Source organism: Thermosipho sp. (in: thermotogales) (assembly GCF_020054775.1).
Lineage (GTDB): Bacteria > Thermotogota > Thermotogae > Thermotogales > Fervidobacteriaceae > Thermosipho > Thermosipho africanus.
On the sequence record NZ_JAIHAP010000018.1, the window covers coordinates 13,386 to 30,021 of the forward strand.

The following is a 16,636-nucleotide window of genomic DNA, read 5'->3' on the forward strand; positions in this document are numbered from 1 at the left end:
CAGGAGTTCACCTCCCAAGTTTTTTGAGCTTTCTAACAAGTTCCATTCTTGTTTGTAAAAGTACCCTTTTTTCTTCCTCTGTTGCGGAATTTAAATATTTATCTATTTCTTCTATCCTTTTTTCTAAAGTTTTTTCTTCAATTTTTTTCTTTACTGTGTTTATATAATCTTCATTTATTTCAAATTTTTCCATTTTATTCAATATATTTTCAATATATTTTTGCAAATCTTTGGACAACTTTTCAAATGAAAAGTTCTTAAGATTTTTTAAAGATTTAATGAATTCTTGGGTAAGTTCATTAAATATTTTCGGATTTATTTCTATATCAACTTGCGGATTATTTAAAAGTAGATATATAACCATTTCATCTAAGGTTGGAAGATTAGTTTTTTGTTTTGGCTTAGGCACAGAAACGGTTATGCTCGTTTTTGATATCTTTTCAGCAGTTTTTCTAAATGTTTGAAGTTTTTCTGGAAAATTTTCGAATGTTTTTTCCCAGTTTTTTATTTCTCTTGTATAGAGAGGTATTGCATTTGAGTTGTTTAAATCATAGTTTTTGCTTAAAACATAAGGGATAAATTCTTCAGCCGGTATTGCTTCTTTTAAGAAAGAATATAATCCAGAACTACCTTGAGTTTTGTAAATTTCGTCAGGATCTTTTTCTTTTGTTTTTCCAGCAACCATTACATTAAATTGCATTGAAATTAGTATTTTTATGCTTTGAAGAGCTGCTTTTACTCCAGCACTATCAGTATCAAAAGCTAAGATAACATTTTGGGTAAGTTTTTTAATAGAAAAAGCGTGAAATTTTGTAAAGGCTGTTCCAAGTGTTGCAACAGCATTTTTAAAATCAGCTCTATGAAATGCAATAGCATCAAAGTAACCTTCACAAATAATTGCAAAATCTGCAGTTTTAATCTTGTCTTTTGCAATATCTAGTAAAAAGAGGGTTTTCGATTTTTTAAAAAAATCTGTTTCATATGAGTTAAGGTATTTTGGTTGCCCTTCACCTAAGAGTCTTCCCCCAAATGCTATAACATTCGAATATTCATTTTTAATTGGTATTATTAATCTACCTTCAAATTGGTCATGATTTGAAAAACCAAATTTTTTTAAGGATTTAATATCCAATTTTTGAGCAATTTTTTGAGGTATTTTAGAATTTATGGGTGAAAAGCCAAACTCATATTCCTTTATTTCTTCTTCATTAAAACCTCTTGAAAATAAATAATCAAGGGCAATTTTTTCATCAAATAACTTTTCAATATATTCTTTATGAAGTTCTTTATAAAAATTAAAGTATAACTGTTGAAAGCTATTTGATGAGCTGTATTCGATTTTTACTCCTGCTTCGTCAGCCAGTTTTTTTAAAGCTTCCATGAATGGTATACCTTCAATTTCCTGAACAAATTTAATCACATCCCCAGACGCTCCACAGCCAAAGCAGTGGTATGTCTTGAAGGATGGATTTACATAGAAGGAAGGTGTTGTTTCTGTGTGGAAAGGGCACAAGCCACGATAACTATTTCCCACTTTTTGTAGACTTACATAGCGGGAAATAAGTTCAACTATATCAATTTTTGATTTGATTTCTTCAATAGTGTCTTTAAGAATAAGCAATCACCTCTTTTAAACGAGGAAAACGTGGCAGTATTTTTACTGCCACGGTGAAGTTATATAGCAAATAGGGAATATTAACGTTTGGAGAATTGAGGTGCACGTCTTGCTTTTCTGAGACCGTACTTTTTCCTTTCGACCATTCTTGGGTCTCTTGTGAGAAGACCTTTTTCCTTCAATGTAGGTCTTAGATCAGGATTGTATTGAAGTAATGCACGTGCAATACCAAGTCTTATAGCACCTGCTTGTCCGGATTTTCCTCCGCCTTGAACTCTTATGAAGAGATCAAATGAACCTTCAAGACCGGTTACTTTTAATGGTTCAAGAGCGTGAAGAGTCCAAACAGAATTTTCGAGGTAACCATTTAAATCTTCATATTCTTTATCATTAACTGTAACTTTTCCATTACCTTCTTTTAGATATACCCTTGCAACTGATGTTTTTCTTCTTCCAGTACCCATGTAGTATTCAGCCATTTTCTACATCCCTCCTTGATTAAAAATTCAATTCAATTGGTTTTTGTGCACTATGTGGATGTTCTGAACCCGCATATATTTTAAGTCTTTTTAATGCTTTTCTTCCAAGAATTGTTTTTGGAAGCATTCTTTTAACAGCAAGTTGAATGAGTTTTTCTGGATTTCTTTGTTGAAGTTGCCTTGCTGTAAATTCTTTAATTCCTCCAGGATAACCAGAGTGTCTGTAGTAGATTTTTTGATCCCATTTTTTACCTGTTAGTTTAATTTTGTCAGCATTGATTACAACGACAAAATTTCCGCAATCGACATGAGGTGTCCAGTTTGGTTTATTTTTTCCCATAAGAACAAGAGCAATTCTTGTTGCAAGTCTACCAAGTGTTTGACCTTCTGCATTTATTAAATACCAGTCTTTTTTTACTTCTTCTTTCTTTAATAAAGTTGTTTTTTGTATAGGCAACGTTCTTGCCATTGTTATTCCTCCCTCCTTATATTTTCGCTTCATCTGGTTCTAAAATATTTTTAACGCGTCTATGAATTATTCCATTTATTACTGAGTCTATTGAAAACTTGATTGCATTAAAACCAATAATCCATGGCAGAAGTTTAAATACTTCTTCCAAAGGAATTTTCCAATAATATGGGACTACTATCATATTCAAAAGTGCCATTCCACCAGTTGCAGCGACAGTACCGATTATGTAACCTAATATTTCTCTGAATCTGTTCTTTTTTCCATATATTATTGCTGCAGGAACGATAAATAAAGCTCCAGCTGCAAAATTCATAGCAATACCGACTATATCTTGGGATTTAAATATAAAAAACAAAATATCTTTTATTGCTAGCACTATTACTCCAACAGTTGGAGAATATATAAAAGCAGTTAATAATACTAAAATATCGCTAGGATCATATTTTAAAAAATTAACTGCTGGGAATATTGGTATTTCGATATACATTACTACAAATGCAAGTGCAGCAAACACCCCTATAATTGCCACTTTTTTGGCGTTAAGCATAAATGCCCCCCTTATTTTTCTTCATATACGCTTACATATTTTCTGTTGTTTCTAACTTCAAATTTGACTACGCCATCTTTTAGTGCGAATAAGGTAAAATCCCTTCCCATTCCTACATTTTTACCTGGCCAGAATTTGGTTCCTCTTTGTCTGACAATAATAGTACCAGCTAAGACTTTTTGGCCATCGCCTCTTTTAACTCCTAGATATTTAGGATTGCTGTCGCGTCCATTTTTGGCAGTACTGCTTTTTGCAAAAAGCTGTATGTTAATTTTCATCATTGCTCACCTCCAGTTTAAGGTATTTTGGGTATTGTTCCTCTAAATCTTTTAAGGTATCAATTAATTCATTTACGAATATCTGAGAGATGTTATCGTGCGAAATGTTTTTTACATCTAAATATCCATCTTTTATTTTGACAGAGGCTCCATTTTTTAATAGATATCTTGCTGTATGCTGAGCTACAACGCTTACTGCTGCACAAACAATATCTTTACCTTTTTGAGCATACATTGAATGTCCTGTTATCAAAAACTTTTCAAAAAACCCGTTTTCTTTAAAAAATTTACACGTGATCATTTTACTTGAATTTCTTCTACTTTAATTGCGGTGTACCATTGTCTGTGACCTTTTATTCTTCTGTAGTTCTTTCTTGGTCTAAATTTTCCAACTATAACTTTTCTTGCTCTGCCATGTTCTACAATGGTTCCTTTAATTTCTACGTTGTCAAGGTAAGGTTTCCCGACTAAAACTTTTCCATCGTCTGTTTTTACCATAAGGACTTTGTCAAGTTTGACTTCTTCTCCTTCACCTTTACCGACAACTCTTTCAGTGAAAAAGACTTTTCCTGGTTCAACACGAAACTGTTTTCCACCGCTTTCAACAATAGCGTACACAAAGTTCACCTCCTCAGTTTTTTTGAAATAAACAACCGCTGGAACATGTAGCCTTTTTTTGGCGTTTAAGACACGTTCCAGGCGACTATAACCTAAGATATTTTACCATTTTTGATGAATATTTATGAAAACATTCTGTTAATATTATTTTTCTCGACGTTAACACAAGTGGACTATAAGAAATTAGAGGTGTGTGAGAGAGATTGGTTATTAGGTGAAAAAATAAAAAATGAATTATGAATTTAGAATGAAAAGAGATTGTAGATAGATTTTTCTTTTTAGTTAAAAATTCAAAAATAATATATCTTATCAACTCAGATCACATTTTTCAAAATCTAAGAAATCCGCTCCTGATAGGTAGATTCTAAACAAATAATATTTAAAGTTTTTAATCTTTTGTTTTAGACAATGAAAAAGAAAATTGGTATAATAATCTTGATAATTCGCAAAGCTAAATAATAAAAGGGAGGAAAACAAGATGGAGTTATTGGGAGCAATATTTCACTTTTTTGCAGATTTTTTTAATGCTTTTGTAAAACCTCTTGCGCCTCATTTTATTGACAAATTAGGGATTGATAACAAAACATTTGCAAGCTTTATAGCTTTACTTGGTGGAATTACTTCTATATTTCAAGTATTTTTTGGCATGTATTTTGATAAAATAAAAAGAGATGGTATTTATATAACAATAATTGTTGTATTAGAAGTGTTTTTGGTATCATTTTTGGGTATTGTAAAATCAGCTATTTTATTTTTCTCTCTTGTAGTTGCTATTAGGCTTTTAAATTCTATGTTTCATCCTCTGGGTGCTAGCTTTGCAGGAAGGCGTTCTAAAGGAAAGCATGTTGCTTTATTTTCAGTTGCAGGAACATTAGGTGCTGGTATAGCACCGGTTTTTATAACATTTTATCAAGAAAAAATAGGAATTGAAAAACTATACTTTTTAACTTTATTTTTTATTCCATTTCTTTTACTTCTTTCATTCAGGATATTTAGTTATGAAAAACCAGTTGAAGCAAAGAAATTAAGTTTTAAAGGTGATATATTCAAACTTTGGCCTATTTTTTTAATAGTTGCATCAAGAAGTTTTTCTATGGATATATTTCATACATATATTCCAATTTATATGAATGAAGTTGGAAAATCTTTAATAGTAGGTGGTTCAATATTAACATTTGGAATGATGTTTGGAGTTTTTACTAATTTCTTTGGTACAATTGTACTTGAAAAAACTAATGATAAATTTACCAATACTATTGGTTTTGTAGGAATGGGAATATTTGGATTGTTGTTCGTATTTGTACCTAATTTGTGGTTAAAGGTAATTTCTTTTGTCTTGTTTGACGGTTTTAGCTTTTTTACAATGTCATCTAACATTGTTTCTGCTCAAAAGCTTTTACCAAATAATAAGGCTCTTGCATCTGGTATTTCAATGGGATTTTCTTGGGCAATTGGAAGTTTCCTTTCAAGTGGTTATGCAGCGATATTTGGTAATAACACAATATTCATGTTTTTGAGTGCAAGTGTTTTTCCTCTATTAACCATATTAATATATAATTTTGGAGTAAAAAATAATTAAAAAGTGGAGGTATTTATCTTTGAGAATAATAGGTGTTGATCCTGGATATGGTATACTTGGATATGGGATCCTAGAAAAGAATAAAAACAAAATTTCGCATGTCACGCATGGGGTTATAACCACTGAAAAAGATGTCCCAATGTATAAAAGATTAGGGTATATATATGATAGATTTGTGGAGCTATTGGAAGAATATTCCCCAGATGCTTGTGCAATTGAAAGCTTGTTTTTCTACAAAAATGTAAAGACAGCCATCCATGTAGGAGAAGCTCGTGGAGTAATTCTTCTGGCCTCTTCGCAAAGGAACATTCCTTTGTATGAGTTTACACCTTATCAGGTAAAGAATAACGTTACTGGGTATGGAAGAGCAGATAAAAAACAAGTTCAAAAGATGGTTAAAATGCTTTTAAATTTAAATGATATTCCAAAGCCCGATGATGCTGCCGATGCATTAGCAGTTGCCTGGTGTCTTGCAGTTGAAATAAAAGCATAGGGAGGATAAAAAATGAAATATGTTTTTCCAAATTTGAATATCCCTATTACAAAACTTTCAGAATATTTTAATCTGGAACTTTCAGGTGAGATTGTAAAAATTGTATATGATACAAAATCTCAATCGCTTACTTTTTACTTAAATGAAGCGATTGGAGATTTAGATATTTTAAGTGAGAAGTTGAAAATGTTTTTTGGAGTTGATGTGTTTTTAGAATATAGTTTGCCTGAAATAAATAAAGAGAAAATATTGAATATGCTTAATGGTAATGCTCCTTATGTAAAAGATGTGGAATTTCTTGAAAATGAAATAGTTATTAAAGCTTTTGGTGAATTTGCAGCTAAGAAAATAGAAAGTAAATTAAAAAGAATTGAAAGTCTAACTAAAAAGAATGTTAGAGTAGAAATAATTGAAGAGGAAATAAGCTTTGTTCCTCCAAAAGTAGAAAGTTCTTTGAAAACATTTGAAGGTGGAAAAATAAAATATTATTTTCCATCAAATATTTCAATGAATGCAAAAGGAGTTTTCTTAAGAGGAAAGGTTTTTAAAATTGAAAAATCTGAATATGGGAATCCGCTATTAAGTATATATGTTACAGATAACAAAGATTCCATACTTGCGAAAGTATTTGATAATGTAGATAAAATAGAGACCTTGGTTTCAGTAAATAATTGGTATTACTTTAAGGGTTCTATGAGCGTTGATAGAAATGGAGAGTTTTATTTTTCTGTCAAAGAAATTTACGAAGATCCAGAGCCAATTGAGAGAAAAGATTTATCACAAGAAAAGAGAGTGCCTTTGCATGTTCATTCGAAAATGAGTGATTTAGATGCAATTATAGATATAAAGGAATTTGTAAAAAGAGCAAAAGAATGGGGTTGGAAGGCAGTAGCTATAACGGATCATGGAAATGTACAATCTATACCTTATTTATATGAAGAAGCTAAATCCAATGAAATAAAACCCATATTTGGAACTGAAATGTACTTTCTTAATGAACCTGGAGATATTGTAAAGAATTTAGATAAAGATTATGTGATTAAGGATTGTGTTTATACAGTCTTCGACCTTGAAACAACAGGTACAAACGCACGATTCGATGAGATAATTGAATTTGGTGCAGTAAAGTACAAGGATGGAAAAATTATTGATACCTTTAAAAGCTTTGTAAAGCCAAACAAAGATATAAATGATTTTACCCAAAAGCTTACTGGAATAACAAATGATATGTTAAAAGATGCTCCTGGTATAGAAGAAGTTGTTCCAAAATTTTTGGAATTTATAGAAGGTACTGTTCTTGTTGCACACAATGCAGACTTTGACTATGGATTTATTAGGGAAGTTTACAGGAAGATGTACGATAAAGATTTGATAATGCCTTATCTTGATACATTGAAGCTTTCAAGGGTAATTTTAAAGGGTAAGGTTAAGTCTTTTGGCCTTGGAAAACTTGTTGAATATTTCAAACTTGGACCATTTAAGCATCACAGGGCTTTTGAAGATGCAAGTGTGACTGCAGAACTTTTTGGTAAATTAGTTGAATTATTAGGTAAGATGGGTATAAAGAGTTTAAATGATATAAATAAACTAAAAGCAGGTACTTCTATTTCAAGTATAAGGACAAAGAGAGTATTTAATCACATAACTATTTTAGTTAAAGACAAAATAGGATTGAAGAACTTGTATAAATTAGTTTCAGATGCACATGTAAAATATTTTAAATACGTGCCATTTGTTCCAAAGAATGTTTTAAAAGAATATAAAGAAGGGTTGATATTTGGTACAGGCTGTGAGCAGGGCGAAATTTTTGAAGCACTAAAGGGTTCTGCAACCGATGAGGAAATAATAGAGCTTTTAAAAGAGTATGATTATGTTGAAATTTTCCCACTTAGCACTATTGTTTCAGTAAATAAAGAACAGGCAAAGGAAATATTTAAAAGGCTTTATTTTCTTGCAAAAAGGTTAAAAATGCCCGTTGTAATGGTTGATAACGCTCATTATTTAGAGCCAGAAGATATAAAGGCAAGACATGTCTTACTTTCACCTAAGGAAAAAAGTAATCCACATGATGAAGATCTACGCGATAAAGATGCACAGCTTTATCTGAGAACTACCGATGAATTACTAAAAGAGGCAATGGAAATATTCGGAGACGAAAAAATTGCTAGAGAAGTAGTTATTGAAAATCCAAATAAAATTGCAGATATGATTGAAGATATTGCGCCGGTAAAGAAAAAGCTCCATCCACCAATAATTGATGGTGCAGAAGAGAATGTTAGAAATTTATCTCTAAAGAGAGCCAAAGAGCTTTATGGTGATCCACTTCCAGAAGTTATTGAAAAAAGGCTTGAAAAGGAGCTTAAAAGTATAATTGATAACGGTTATGCAGTTTTGTATGAAATTGCACATCTTATAGTAAAAAAGGCAAACGAAGATGGTTATGTTGTTGGTTCAAGGGGTTCTGTTGGTTCTTCATTTGTTGCATACCTTATGGGTATAACGGAAGTTAATCCACTTCCGCCGCACTATATTTGTCCAAACTGCAAATACCTTGAATTTTCTAAGGAAGTTGGTTCAGGTTATGATTTGCCTGATAAATTGTGTCCAAAATGTGGAACAAAATTAAATAAAACAGGTCAAGACATTCCTTTTGAAGTTTTTATGGGATTTAAAGGTGATAAGGTTCCGGATATAGATTTGAACTTTTCTGGTGAATATCAAGAAAGAGCGCACAACTATATTGTAGAGTTATTTGGAAAAGATAACGTTCTTAGGGCTGGAACAATCAGTACAATTGCCGAGAGAAGTGCAATTGGCTATGTGAGAAGTTATATGGAGTTAAAAGATGAAACTTTAAATACAGCTGAACAAGTAAGACTGGCAGAAAAGGTTGCTGGGGTAAAAAGAACAACAGGTCAGCATCCTGGAGGTCTAATGATCGTTCCAAAGGATATGACCGTATATGATTTTACTCCAATACAGTATCCTGCAAACAAGAAAGATTCTGAAATGTGTACAACTCATTTTGCATATGAATCAATACATGATGATTTGGTAAAACTTGATGCACTCGGGCACGATGATCCTACAATGATTAAACTTTTATATGAGTATACAGGAGTAGATCCCACTACTGTTCCTATGGATGATAAAGAAACTTTGGAAATTTTTTCGTCGTTAAAACCTTTAAAAGTAAGAGCTTCTGATTTAGGAACGGATGTTGGTACTATTGGTATTCCTGAATTTGGTACCGATTTTGTCCAGGAAATGCTTAAAGAAACAAGGCCAAAATCATTTGCAGAGCTTGTTAGAATTTCAGGGCTTTCACACGGTACCGATGTTTGGCTTAATAATGCACAAGATATAATTAGGTCCGGAAAAGCAACACTTTCAGAAGTTATTTCTTGTCGTGATGACATAATGATTTACCTTATAAAAGCAGGGGTTGAAGAATCAACGGCCTTTAAGATAATGGAGAATGTTAGAAAAGGAAAAGGTATTACAAAAGAAGAAGAGGATTTGATGAGAGAGCATAATGTACCAGAATGGTTTATAGAATCTTGTAAAAAGATAAAATATCTTTTCCCTAAGGCTCATGCTGTTGCGTATGTTAGTATGGCATTTAGAATTGCTTACTTTAAAGTTCATTTTCCGCTTGCATATTATGCAGCGTTCTTCTCCATTAAGGGAGATGAATTTTCCATTGAAACAATTTTAAAAGGTCCAAATGCTATAAAAAAGAGATTAACTGAACTTAGTGTAAAAATGAAAAAAGATGTAAAGGAAAAGAACGAAGAAAAAGTACTTGAAGCAGCTTTAGAAATGTATTTAAGAGGTTTTTCATTTTTACCACCTGATATATTAAAGAGTGATTACAGAAGGTTTTTAATTGAAGATAACAAACTAAGGATTCCTTTAAACAGAATTCCAGGTGTTGGCGATAGTGTTGCATATTCAATTGTTCAAGCAAGAGAAGAAAAAGAATTTACTTCAATAGAGGATTTGAAAAAGAGAACAAAATTAAGTAAAGCACATATAACTACTATGAAAAAATTGAAGATATTAAATAACTTACCTGAAACAGACCAATCATCGTTATTTGATTTCTAAAGAAAGACGGAGAAAAATCAATATTTTATGATGAAAAACAAAGTTGTAATATGATTAGAATATAAATTTTTATAAAATTTTGAATTTTTGTAATTTTATGTTAAAATATAATCGTATTAGTAACAGTTCTATTAATATCTGTTCAAGGAGGAGTGGTATAGCTATGGAAACACTTAAGGTCAGCTCAAAATCTAATCCTAACAAGGTAGCGGGTGCTATAGTTGGATCTCTAAACAAGAATGAAAAGCTTGAGATCCAAGCTATAGGTGCTGGAGCTGTTAACCAAGCTTCAAAAGCTTTGGCAGTTGCAAGAAGGTTTTTGTCAGAAGAAGGTAAAGATTTATATGCGGTTCCAGGATTTATTGAAGTAGAGATAGATGGTGAAACAAGAACAGGAATTTCTTTTAAAGTATATTTAACAAAGAAGGCGGAATAATTATTGGATGAATGATTTAGAGTATATTGCTCAAAGCTGTAGGGATGATGAAAGACTTTTGAATATTGTTAAAGATGTTGCAAACATGAGTGGCGAGGAACGAGAAGACTTTGCTAAAAAGGTTCGCCAATATTTTTTGGGTAAAAATTCAGAAGAAGATAATAACGCGTATAAGTTTTTTAAAATTATTTTGGAAGATGAAAATGCAAGAAAAATACTTGAGATTCTCGGGGAGTAATAACCCCGATTTTTTTGTTTACAGGAGGTTATTGTATGAAAGTTGGAGGTCAAGCAATCATTGAAGGCGTTTTGATGATGGGTAAAAAGATTGTAATTGCTGTAAGAAATGAAAAAGGAGAAATTGTAAAAGAAGAACTTGGGAAGATAAAGAATAAAAAAGTTTTGAAAATACCATTTGTAAGGGGACTTTTTAGTCTTTTTTATTCTATGTACTTTGGTCTAAAAGGTCTTGATAGGTCTGCAGAGATTGCAACGGGAGAAGAAATGAAAAAATCTGAAACGTTTTTTTCAATCTTTATAGCAATAGTAGTTGGTATTGGATTATTTGTAATGCTCCCAGTATTTTTAACAGGTCTTTTGGGGGTAAAAGATGACGAATTTTTATTTTCTTTGGTTGATGGGTTTATAAGACTTGGACTGTTTTTGTTGTATGTTTGGATAATTTCATTTATGAAAGATGTAAAAAGGGTGTTTCAATATCACGGTTCGGAACATAAAACCATTCATGCGTATGAAAACGGTGATGAATTAACCGTTGAAAATGTTAAAAAATATTCAACCATTCATCCAAGATGTGGAACAAATTTTGTGATGATCTTTTTAATAGTTGCTATAATTCTTTTTAGTATTTTTGGTATTTATCGTCCGCTTTCTTGGGTTGAAAGAATAGTGATTAGGATAGTTTTGATACCTGTTGTAGCATCTGTTTCTTATGAACTTTTAAAATTATTTGATAAATTTCCATTTTTAAGATTTTTGTCATTTCCAGGATTACTGCTTCAGAAGCTTACTACAGCTGAGCCTGATGAAAAGCAAATAGAGGTTGCTATAGAATCATTAAAATTTGCCCTTGAAGGAGAAGAACCGGATGAAGATGTAGAGTACGTTGGATAGTTTTTTAAAAAGTGGGGGGTTTTTGATAAAAGTTGAATCTTTGACAAGAACATATAAAATTGCAGATAATAAAGAGAGGAATTTTTTGTAAGGTTGTTCAGCCCTCAATTTAAAACTATCACAGTTTTGGAAAACGTTAGTTTTTCAATTTCCAAAGGTGAAAAGGTTGCAGTTTTGGGTTTAAATGGTAGTGGAAAATCAACGCTTTTTAAGATATTAACTGGGATCATACCACCTTCTTCGTGGGTTTGTAAATGTATGGGGTATGATCCTTTTTCGGATAGAAAAAGGTATGTAAAAAACATTGGTGTTCTTTTGGGTCAAAAATCTCTTCTTATTCCAGAGCTTACCGTTTATGATAGCCTAAAATTATATAAAGCTGTATATCAATTAAATGAAAAGCAACTTGACGAGCGTTTAAAAGTTTTTGATGAATATTTTGGAATAGAAAAGTTATTAAGCAGGATAGTTAGAACACTCTCTCTTGGTGAGAGAATGAAGGCAGAAATATTTATGGCATCAATTCATGATCTTTCCATCTTTTTCTTTGATGAGCCTACCATAGGACTTGACGTAAATGCAAAGAGTGCTTTTAAGGAGTTCCTATTAAATTATCCATTTGGATCTGAAAAGACGGTGTTTATAATAACACATGAATTTTATGTGATAAAAGATTTTTGCACCAGAATTTTGCTGCTAGATAATGGAAAATTAAAATTAGATATTGAAACAAAACATTTAAAAAATAAATTTGGATACAAGAACCTTGTTATTGATTTTGAAGGAAAACCAACTAAAACTACAGTTGAAAATATCAGATTGTTTGGATATCCCATAGAGATTGAAAAAAATAGTGTTAAAATAAAAGTTCCGTATGAGAATAAAGAAGAAATAGAAGAGATAAGAGGAATTTTGTCGAAAAGTCTTAAAAGGAATTTTGAGTTACTTAAAATTGGTGTGGAGCTGAGTTTGAGAAGGCTTTCATATTTTAGAATTTAAACGTTATTTAATGTACTAAGCATGCCCTTTTGCTTTTTAGATTAATATTGTATACTCCTGTAAATTTTCTTTTTGCTAAGAAAAGTTTTTTAACATACTTTTTCTACAACTATTCTGGTTAATTGTTGTTTTTGGTGTATCTGAATTTGTGTGGAGAAATGGACTTAAAAGATTTACAGCATTTGGAATCTAGATTTATTCTTTATATATTTCAAGTATTTCATCAAGGTTTTCAAAGAATATGTCAACAAGATTTGGGTCGAATTTTTTGCCCCTTTCTTTTTTAATTATTTCTAGCGCTTTATTTAATGGAAGTGCTTTTCTGTATATTCTATCACTTACAAGTGCATCGAATACGTCCGCAATTGATGTTATCCTTGCTGATATATCAATTTGCTCTTTTTCAAGTCCATATGGATACCCGCTACCATCCCAATTCTCATGATGTTGAAGACAAATAACAGCTGCAAGTTTTAAAATTTTAGAAGTTGAATTTTCAAGTATATTGTATCCTATAATAGGATGTTCTTTAATTATTGCATATTCTTCATCATCTAATTTACCTGGCTTGTTTAAAATTGAGTCAGGTATTGCAATTTTTCCAAGATCGTGTATTGATGCAGCTATTTCTATTTCATCTATCTGTGAATAGTTAATTTTACTAGCAAGTATCTTTGCAATTTTCCCAACCCTTGTTACATGTTCGCCAGTTTCTCCAGATCTTGCCTCAATTGCTGAAAGTAGTTTAGCCAATAACTCTTTTTGAGTTTGTGAATAAAGATTTGAATAATAGTTTGAACTATACGAATTTGTTATTTCTTCAAGAAAAAGACTTACAAGGTGTTTGTTAATTTCTTTTAGTTTTATATTAGAAATAATATAAACTTTAATTGATAAATCTTTTGCTAGCTCTTTTTCAAAATATATAGTGCTTTCTGGAAAAAATGTAAAATTTACTTTTGAAAGTGGCACATTTAGGTATTCTTCAAACTTTGGAGTTGCAGCATATACGATCCCGTTAAAGTTACAAAACCTTCAATGCCTATATTTGAAGAAAATCTCAGGAGATTAATAGCTTCGTACAACATGAATTTTAAAAATTTTAATATGTTGTCAAATTTTTCTTTGTTCCTTGAAAGTTCAATTATTTTTTGTAGCGATTTTATTGTATTTTCAAGAGTTACAATTTCAATGTATGATTTGATGGCTATCAAAAATGTGTGTTTTACCATAAATTCATCCATGTATTGCTTGTCCATAAAAAAACTTATATCAAAATCAGAGATATCATGTTTTTTTTCTACAAATTCTTTGTAGGAGGTTGCAAGGATAATTCTAGGCTTTCTTAAACTTAGATGATTTCTAATCAGATCAACTAATACAAGACCTGAGTTATCATTTTCCATAAAAACATCTATAAAGAATACGGAGATATCATCTTTAAATTTTTCAATTAATTTACTTGCCTGTTTTTCAGAAAAAGCATGTATGGTTTCTATTTCATATTCACATTCTTTTGATAGAACTTCATCGATGTATTTATGTACAAATTCATCATCGTCTATGATCATTATTTTATTCATAAACAACGCCTCCTTTTTTGTACATTACTATTTTACTACAAAATTACATTTTTAAACAATTCATCAAATGTTTCTCGTTTCCTGATAAGTTTTATTTTACCGTCTTTTGTAATTAAAACTTCTGCAGGTCTTACCGTTCCGTTGTAGTTGTTTGCCATTGAAAAACCGTATGCGCCAGCGTTTTTGATAACTAATAATTCTCCAATTTCAGGTTTTTTAATTTTTCTTTCTTTTGCAAGAAAATCTCCAGATTCACATAGAGGGCCAACTACATCAGCGAGAATTTCGTCTTTACTGTTATTTAATACCTCTATTTCGTGATATGCATTGTAAAGTGCTGGTCTAAGTAGATGATTCATTCCGCTTTCAGTTACAACAAAGAATTTTTTTTCTGTTTTTTTGATCAATGTTACCCTTGTTAAAAGAAATCCTGCAGGTGCTATTATAAACCTTCCAAGTTCATTTATGACTAATTTAAAATTTTTCAGAAGCGGAATTATTTCTTCTTTGTATTCTTGAGTATTTAGCTCATTTTCATCTTTATATTTTATTCCCCATCCTCCACCAATATTTATCTTTTCTATGTTGTATTTTTGACAAAGTTTTAAAGTTTTTTCAATAGCCTCTTTAAAAGGTTTTACATCTGTTATTTGTGAGCCAATATGTATATGAACTCCACTGATTTTTTGAGATTTTAAAATTTCTTCAGCCGTTTTAAAATCAACACCAAATTTGTGCTTTTTTAATCCAGTTGATATGTATGGATGTGTTTTTGCATCTATATCTGGATTTACCCTTAAAAACAGTTCAAAATCATCTTCATTTTTCCATAGATTTTCGAATTCTTCTTTGCTGTCAACATTTACATATTTAACTTTATATTCCTTCATTAAATCTTTTTGCTCCTTTGTTTTACCATTTCCATTCCAGACAATTTTGTCTCCCTCTATTGAAGCAATTTTACAAGCAAGAAGTTCTCCTTCACCTAATATATCTACTCCAAATCCATGATTTTTTAGAATTTTTAAAATCGCAGGATTGTTGTTTGCCTTCGCTGCAAATGTAGGGAAAAAATTAATTTCTTCAAAGACATTTTTTACTTTATTTATTCTTTCTTCTAAAATTTTTTCAAAATATATGTAAACGGGTGTTCCAATTTCATCAGCAACTTTTTGGAATATCTCCTTCATATTTCCAGCTCCTTTAAAAAGTTGAAAACAACATCTGCATAATATAATATAACTTCGTCGTTAGGTAAAAACTTTGGATTGTGGAGCCCGTATTTTTCACCTTTTGAAACTCCCGCCCAGAACATCAATGAAGGGTACTCTTGAGAAAAATAACCAAAATCTTCGCCTGTATATTTCATTCCACAATCAATAAATTGTATGTTGTTTTTTTGCACAAATTCTCTAAATAGTTCATACAGTTTATCATTTACAATTACAGGTGGATATATTGAACCTTTTGAGATTGAAAATTCTCCACCATCTTTTTGAACAACACTTTTTGCTACTTCTTGTATTTTATTTATTATTTCTTCAGTAATTTTTAAAGATTCTGATCTGATACTTCCCATTAATGTGGTTTGAGGAGAGACGATGTTTCTTGCATTTCCTCCTTCTATTTTTCCAAATCTTGCAATTGCTTTGTCAAAAGTTAGATTGTAAAATTCGGTCAAAAATTTACTTGCAAGATAAATCGAGTCAATACCAGATTTGTAGAAAGCAACGTGAGAGGCTTTGCCGGAGAATGTTAAATCAATTTCAGTAGCACTTGCAAATAAAACTCCTTTAGTTGTTGCAACAGTTTTAAAATCATATTCATCGGTAATGTGCAGTGCCAGAGCAAGTTTTATGTCAAGCTCTTCAATTTCATCTAAAACGTACCTTGCACCAGCTCCTGTTTCCTCACCTGGTTGGAATATGAAGACAAAATTTTTTTCTATATTTGAAGAAAGTATTTTTTTAATTAGTTCGTATGCAATGGACATATGCACGTCATGACCACATGCATGCATATTTGAATTTTTAGAAGCAAATTCCCATTTTGTCTCTTCTTCAATTGGAAGTCCATCAATATCTGATCTATAGAGTATGAAAGGTTCACCTTTCTTTGGTTCATACAATGCAATAACACCAGTGCCAGCTATTTTATAAATTTTTAGTCTTTCGTCTTTTAGATCCTTTAGGGCCGAAAGTAATATTTTTTGAGTTTCAAATTCTCTAAAAGATATTTCTGGGTTTTGGTGTAAAATGTGTCTAAGCTCGATTGAATCCATTTACCTCACCTC

At 31.2% G+C, this 16,636-nt stretch carries 19 protein-coding genes; 8 read left to right on the top strand and 11 right to left on the bottom strand.

The window, feature by feature from the left end:
* Positions 1-7: 7 nt before the first annotated feature.
* From dnaG to rplU, 7 genes are all read right to left on the bottom strand, one after another.
* Positions 8-1,621 carry a DNA primase gene (gene dnaG / locus JG780_RS04750; RefSeq protein WP_287569382.1) on the bottom strand — a complete coding sequence of 538 codons (1,614 nt, stop codon included), beginning with the start codon at positions 1,619-1,621 and terminating at the stop codon, positions 8-10.
* Positions 1,622-1,695: 74 nt separating this feature from the next.
* A complete protein-coding gene (gene rpsI / locus JG780_RS04755; RefSeq protein WP_004101630.1) occupies positions 1,696-2,094 on the bottom strand; it encodes a 30S ribosomal protein S9 in 399 nt (132 codons plus the stop codon).
* Positions 2,095-2,113: 19 nt separating this feature from the next.
* Entirely contained in the window at positions 2,114-2,563 is a 450-nt protein-coding gene (gene rplM, locus JG780_RS04760) for a 50S ribosomal protein L13 (protein ID WP_012580142.1), read from the bottom strand.
* A gap of 16 nt (positions 2,564-2,579) precedes the next feature.
* The gene (locus tag JG780_RS04765; protein WP_287569383.1) at positions 2,580-3,113 is read right to left on the bottom strand and encodes an ECF transporter S component; all 534 of its coding nucleotides are present in this window, start codon (positions 3,111-3,113) and stop codon (positions 2,580-2,582) included.
* A gap of 11 nt (positions 3,114-3,124) precedes the next feature.
* Entirely contained in the window at positions 3,125-3,391 is a 267-nt protein-coding gene (gene rpmA / locus JG780_RS04770) for a 50S ribosomal protein L27 (protein WP_004101635.1), read from the bottom strand.
* Positions 3,381-3,692, bottom strand: coding sequence for a ribosomal-processing cysteine protease Prp (locus tag JG780_RS04775; protein ID WP_004101637.1), 312 nt, complete (start codon positions 3,690-3,692; stop codon positions 3,381-3,383). Before JG780_RS04775 ends, rpmA begins: the two co-directional genes overlap by 11 nt.
* The gene (rplU, locus tag JG780_RS04780) at positions 3,689-4,009 is read right to left on the bottom strand and encodes a 50S ribosomal protein L21 (protein ID WP_004101639.1); all 321 of its coding nucleotides are present in this window, start codon (positions 4,007-4,009) and stop codon (positions 3,689-3,691) included. The genes JG780_RS04775 and rplU overlap by 4 nt, the downstream gene beginning before the upstream one ends.
* Before the next feature lie 478 nt (positions 4,010-4,487).
* Between rplU and JG780_RS04785 the strand changes: the two genes are divergently transcribed.
* The 8 genes from JG780_RS04785 to JG780_RS10705 all read left to right on the top strand — a co-directional run bounded on the left by JG780_RS04785 (position 4,488) and on the right by JG780_RS10705 (position 12,953).
* A complete protein-coding gene (locus tag JG780_RS04785) occupies positions 4,488-5,588 on the top strand; it encodes an MFS transporter (protein ID WP_004101641.1) in 1,101 nt (366 codons plus the stop codon).
* Positions 5,589-5,607: 19 nt separating this feature from the next.
* A complete protein-coding gene (ruvC, locus tag JG780_RS04790; RefSeq protein ID WP_004101643.1) occupies positions 5,608-6,081 on the top strand; it encodes a crossover junction endodeoxyribonuclease RuvC in 474 nt (157 codons plus the stop codon).
* A 12-nt stretch (positions 6,082-6,093) separates the two neighbouring features.
* Positions 6,094-10,191, top strand: a complete 4,098-nt coding sequence (locus JG780_RS04795; protein WP_114702754.1) for a PolC-type DNA polymerase III — start codon at positions 6,094-6,096, stop codon at positions 10,189-10,191.
* Between the two features lie 163 nt (positions 10,192-10,354).
* Entirely contained in the window at positions 10,355-10,627 is a 273-nt protein-coding gene (locus JG780_RS04800; protein ID WP_004101650.1) for a stage V sporulation protein S, read from the top strand.
* 7 nt (positions 10,628-10,634) lie between these two features.
* Positions 10,635-10,865 (top strand): hypothetical protein, encoded by a 231-nt coding sequence (locus JG780_RS04805; RefSeq protein WP_004101652.1) that lies wholly within the window; start codon positions 10,635-10,637, stop codon positions 10,863-10,865.
* 35 nt (positions 10,866-10,900) lie between these two features.
* A complete protein-coding gene (locus tag JG780_RS04810) occupies positions 10,901-11,761 on the top strand; it encodes a DUF1385 domain-containing protein (protein ID WP_004101654.1) in 861 nt (286 codons plus the stop codon).
* Positions 11,762-11,887: 126 nt separating this feature from the next.
* Positions 11,888-12,760 carry an ATP-binding cassette domain-containing protein gene (locus tag JG780_RS04815; protein ID WP_012580145.1) on the top strand — a complete coding sequence of 291 codons (873 nt, stop codon included), beginning with the start codon at positions 11,888-11,890 and terminating at the stop codon, positions 12,758-12,760.
* Positions 12,761-12,854: 94 nt separating this feature from the next.
* Positions 12,855-12,953, top strand: a complete 99-nt coding sequence (locus JG780_RS10705; RefSeq protein ID WP_114702765.1) for a hypothetical protein — start codon at positions 12,855-12,857, stop codon at positions 12,951-12,953.
* Positions 12,954-12,955: 2 nt separating this feature from the next.
* Here JG780_RS10705 and JG780_RS04820 read toward each other — a convergent pair whose 3' ends face one another.
* From JG780_RS04820 to JG780_RS04835, 4 genes are read right to left on the bottom strand one after another with little or no spacing between them, the layout of a single operon-like run.
* Complete coding sequence (locus tag JG780_RS04820) at positions 12,956-13,732, bottom strand: HD-GYP domain-containing protein (protein WP_287569387.1); 777 nt, start codon at positions 13,730-13,732, stop codon at positions 12,956-12,958.
* A 2-nt stretch (positions 13,733-13,734) separates the two neighbouring features.
* Positions 13,735-14,343, bottom strand: coding sequence for a response regulator (locus JG780_RS04825; RefSeq protein WP_287569388.1), 609 nt, complete (start codon positions 14,341-14,343; stop codon positions 13,735-13,737).
* Between the two features lie 35 nt (positions 14,344-14,378).
* Positions 14,379-15,533, bottom strand: coding sequence for a diaminopimelate decarboxylase (gene lysA / locus JG780_RS04830; RefSeq protein WP_004101660.1), 1,155 nt, complete (start codon positions 15,531-15,533; stop codon positions 14,379-14,381).
* Positions 15,530-16,624 carry a M20 family metallopeptidase gene (locus JG780_RS04835; RefSeq protein WP_004101662.1) on the bottom strand — a complete coding sequence of 365 codons (1,095 nt, stop codon included), beginning with the start codon at positions 16,622-16,624 and terminating at the stop codon, positions 15,530-15,532. The genes lysA and JG780_RS04835 overlap by 4 nt, the downstream gene beginning before the upstream one ends.
* Between the last annotated feature and the right edge of the window lie 12 nt (positions 16,625-16,636).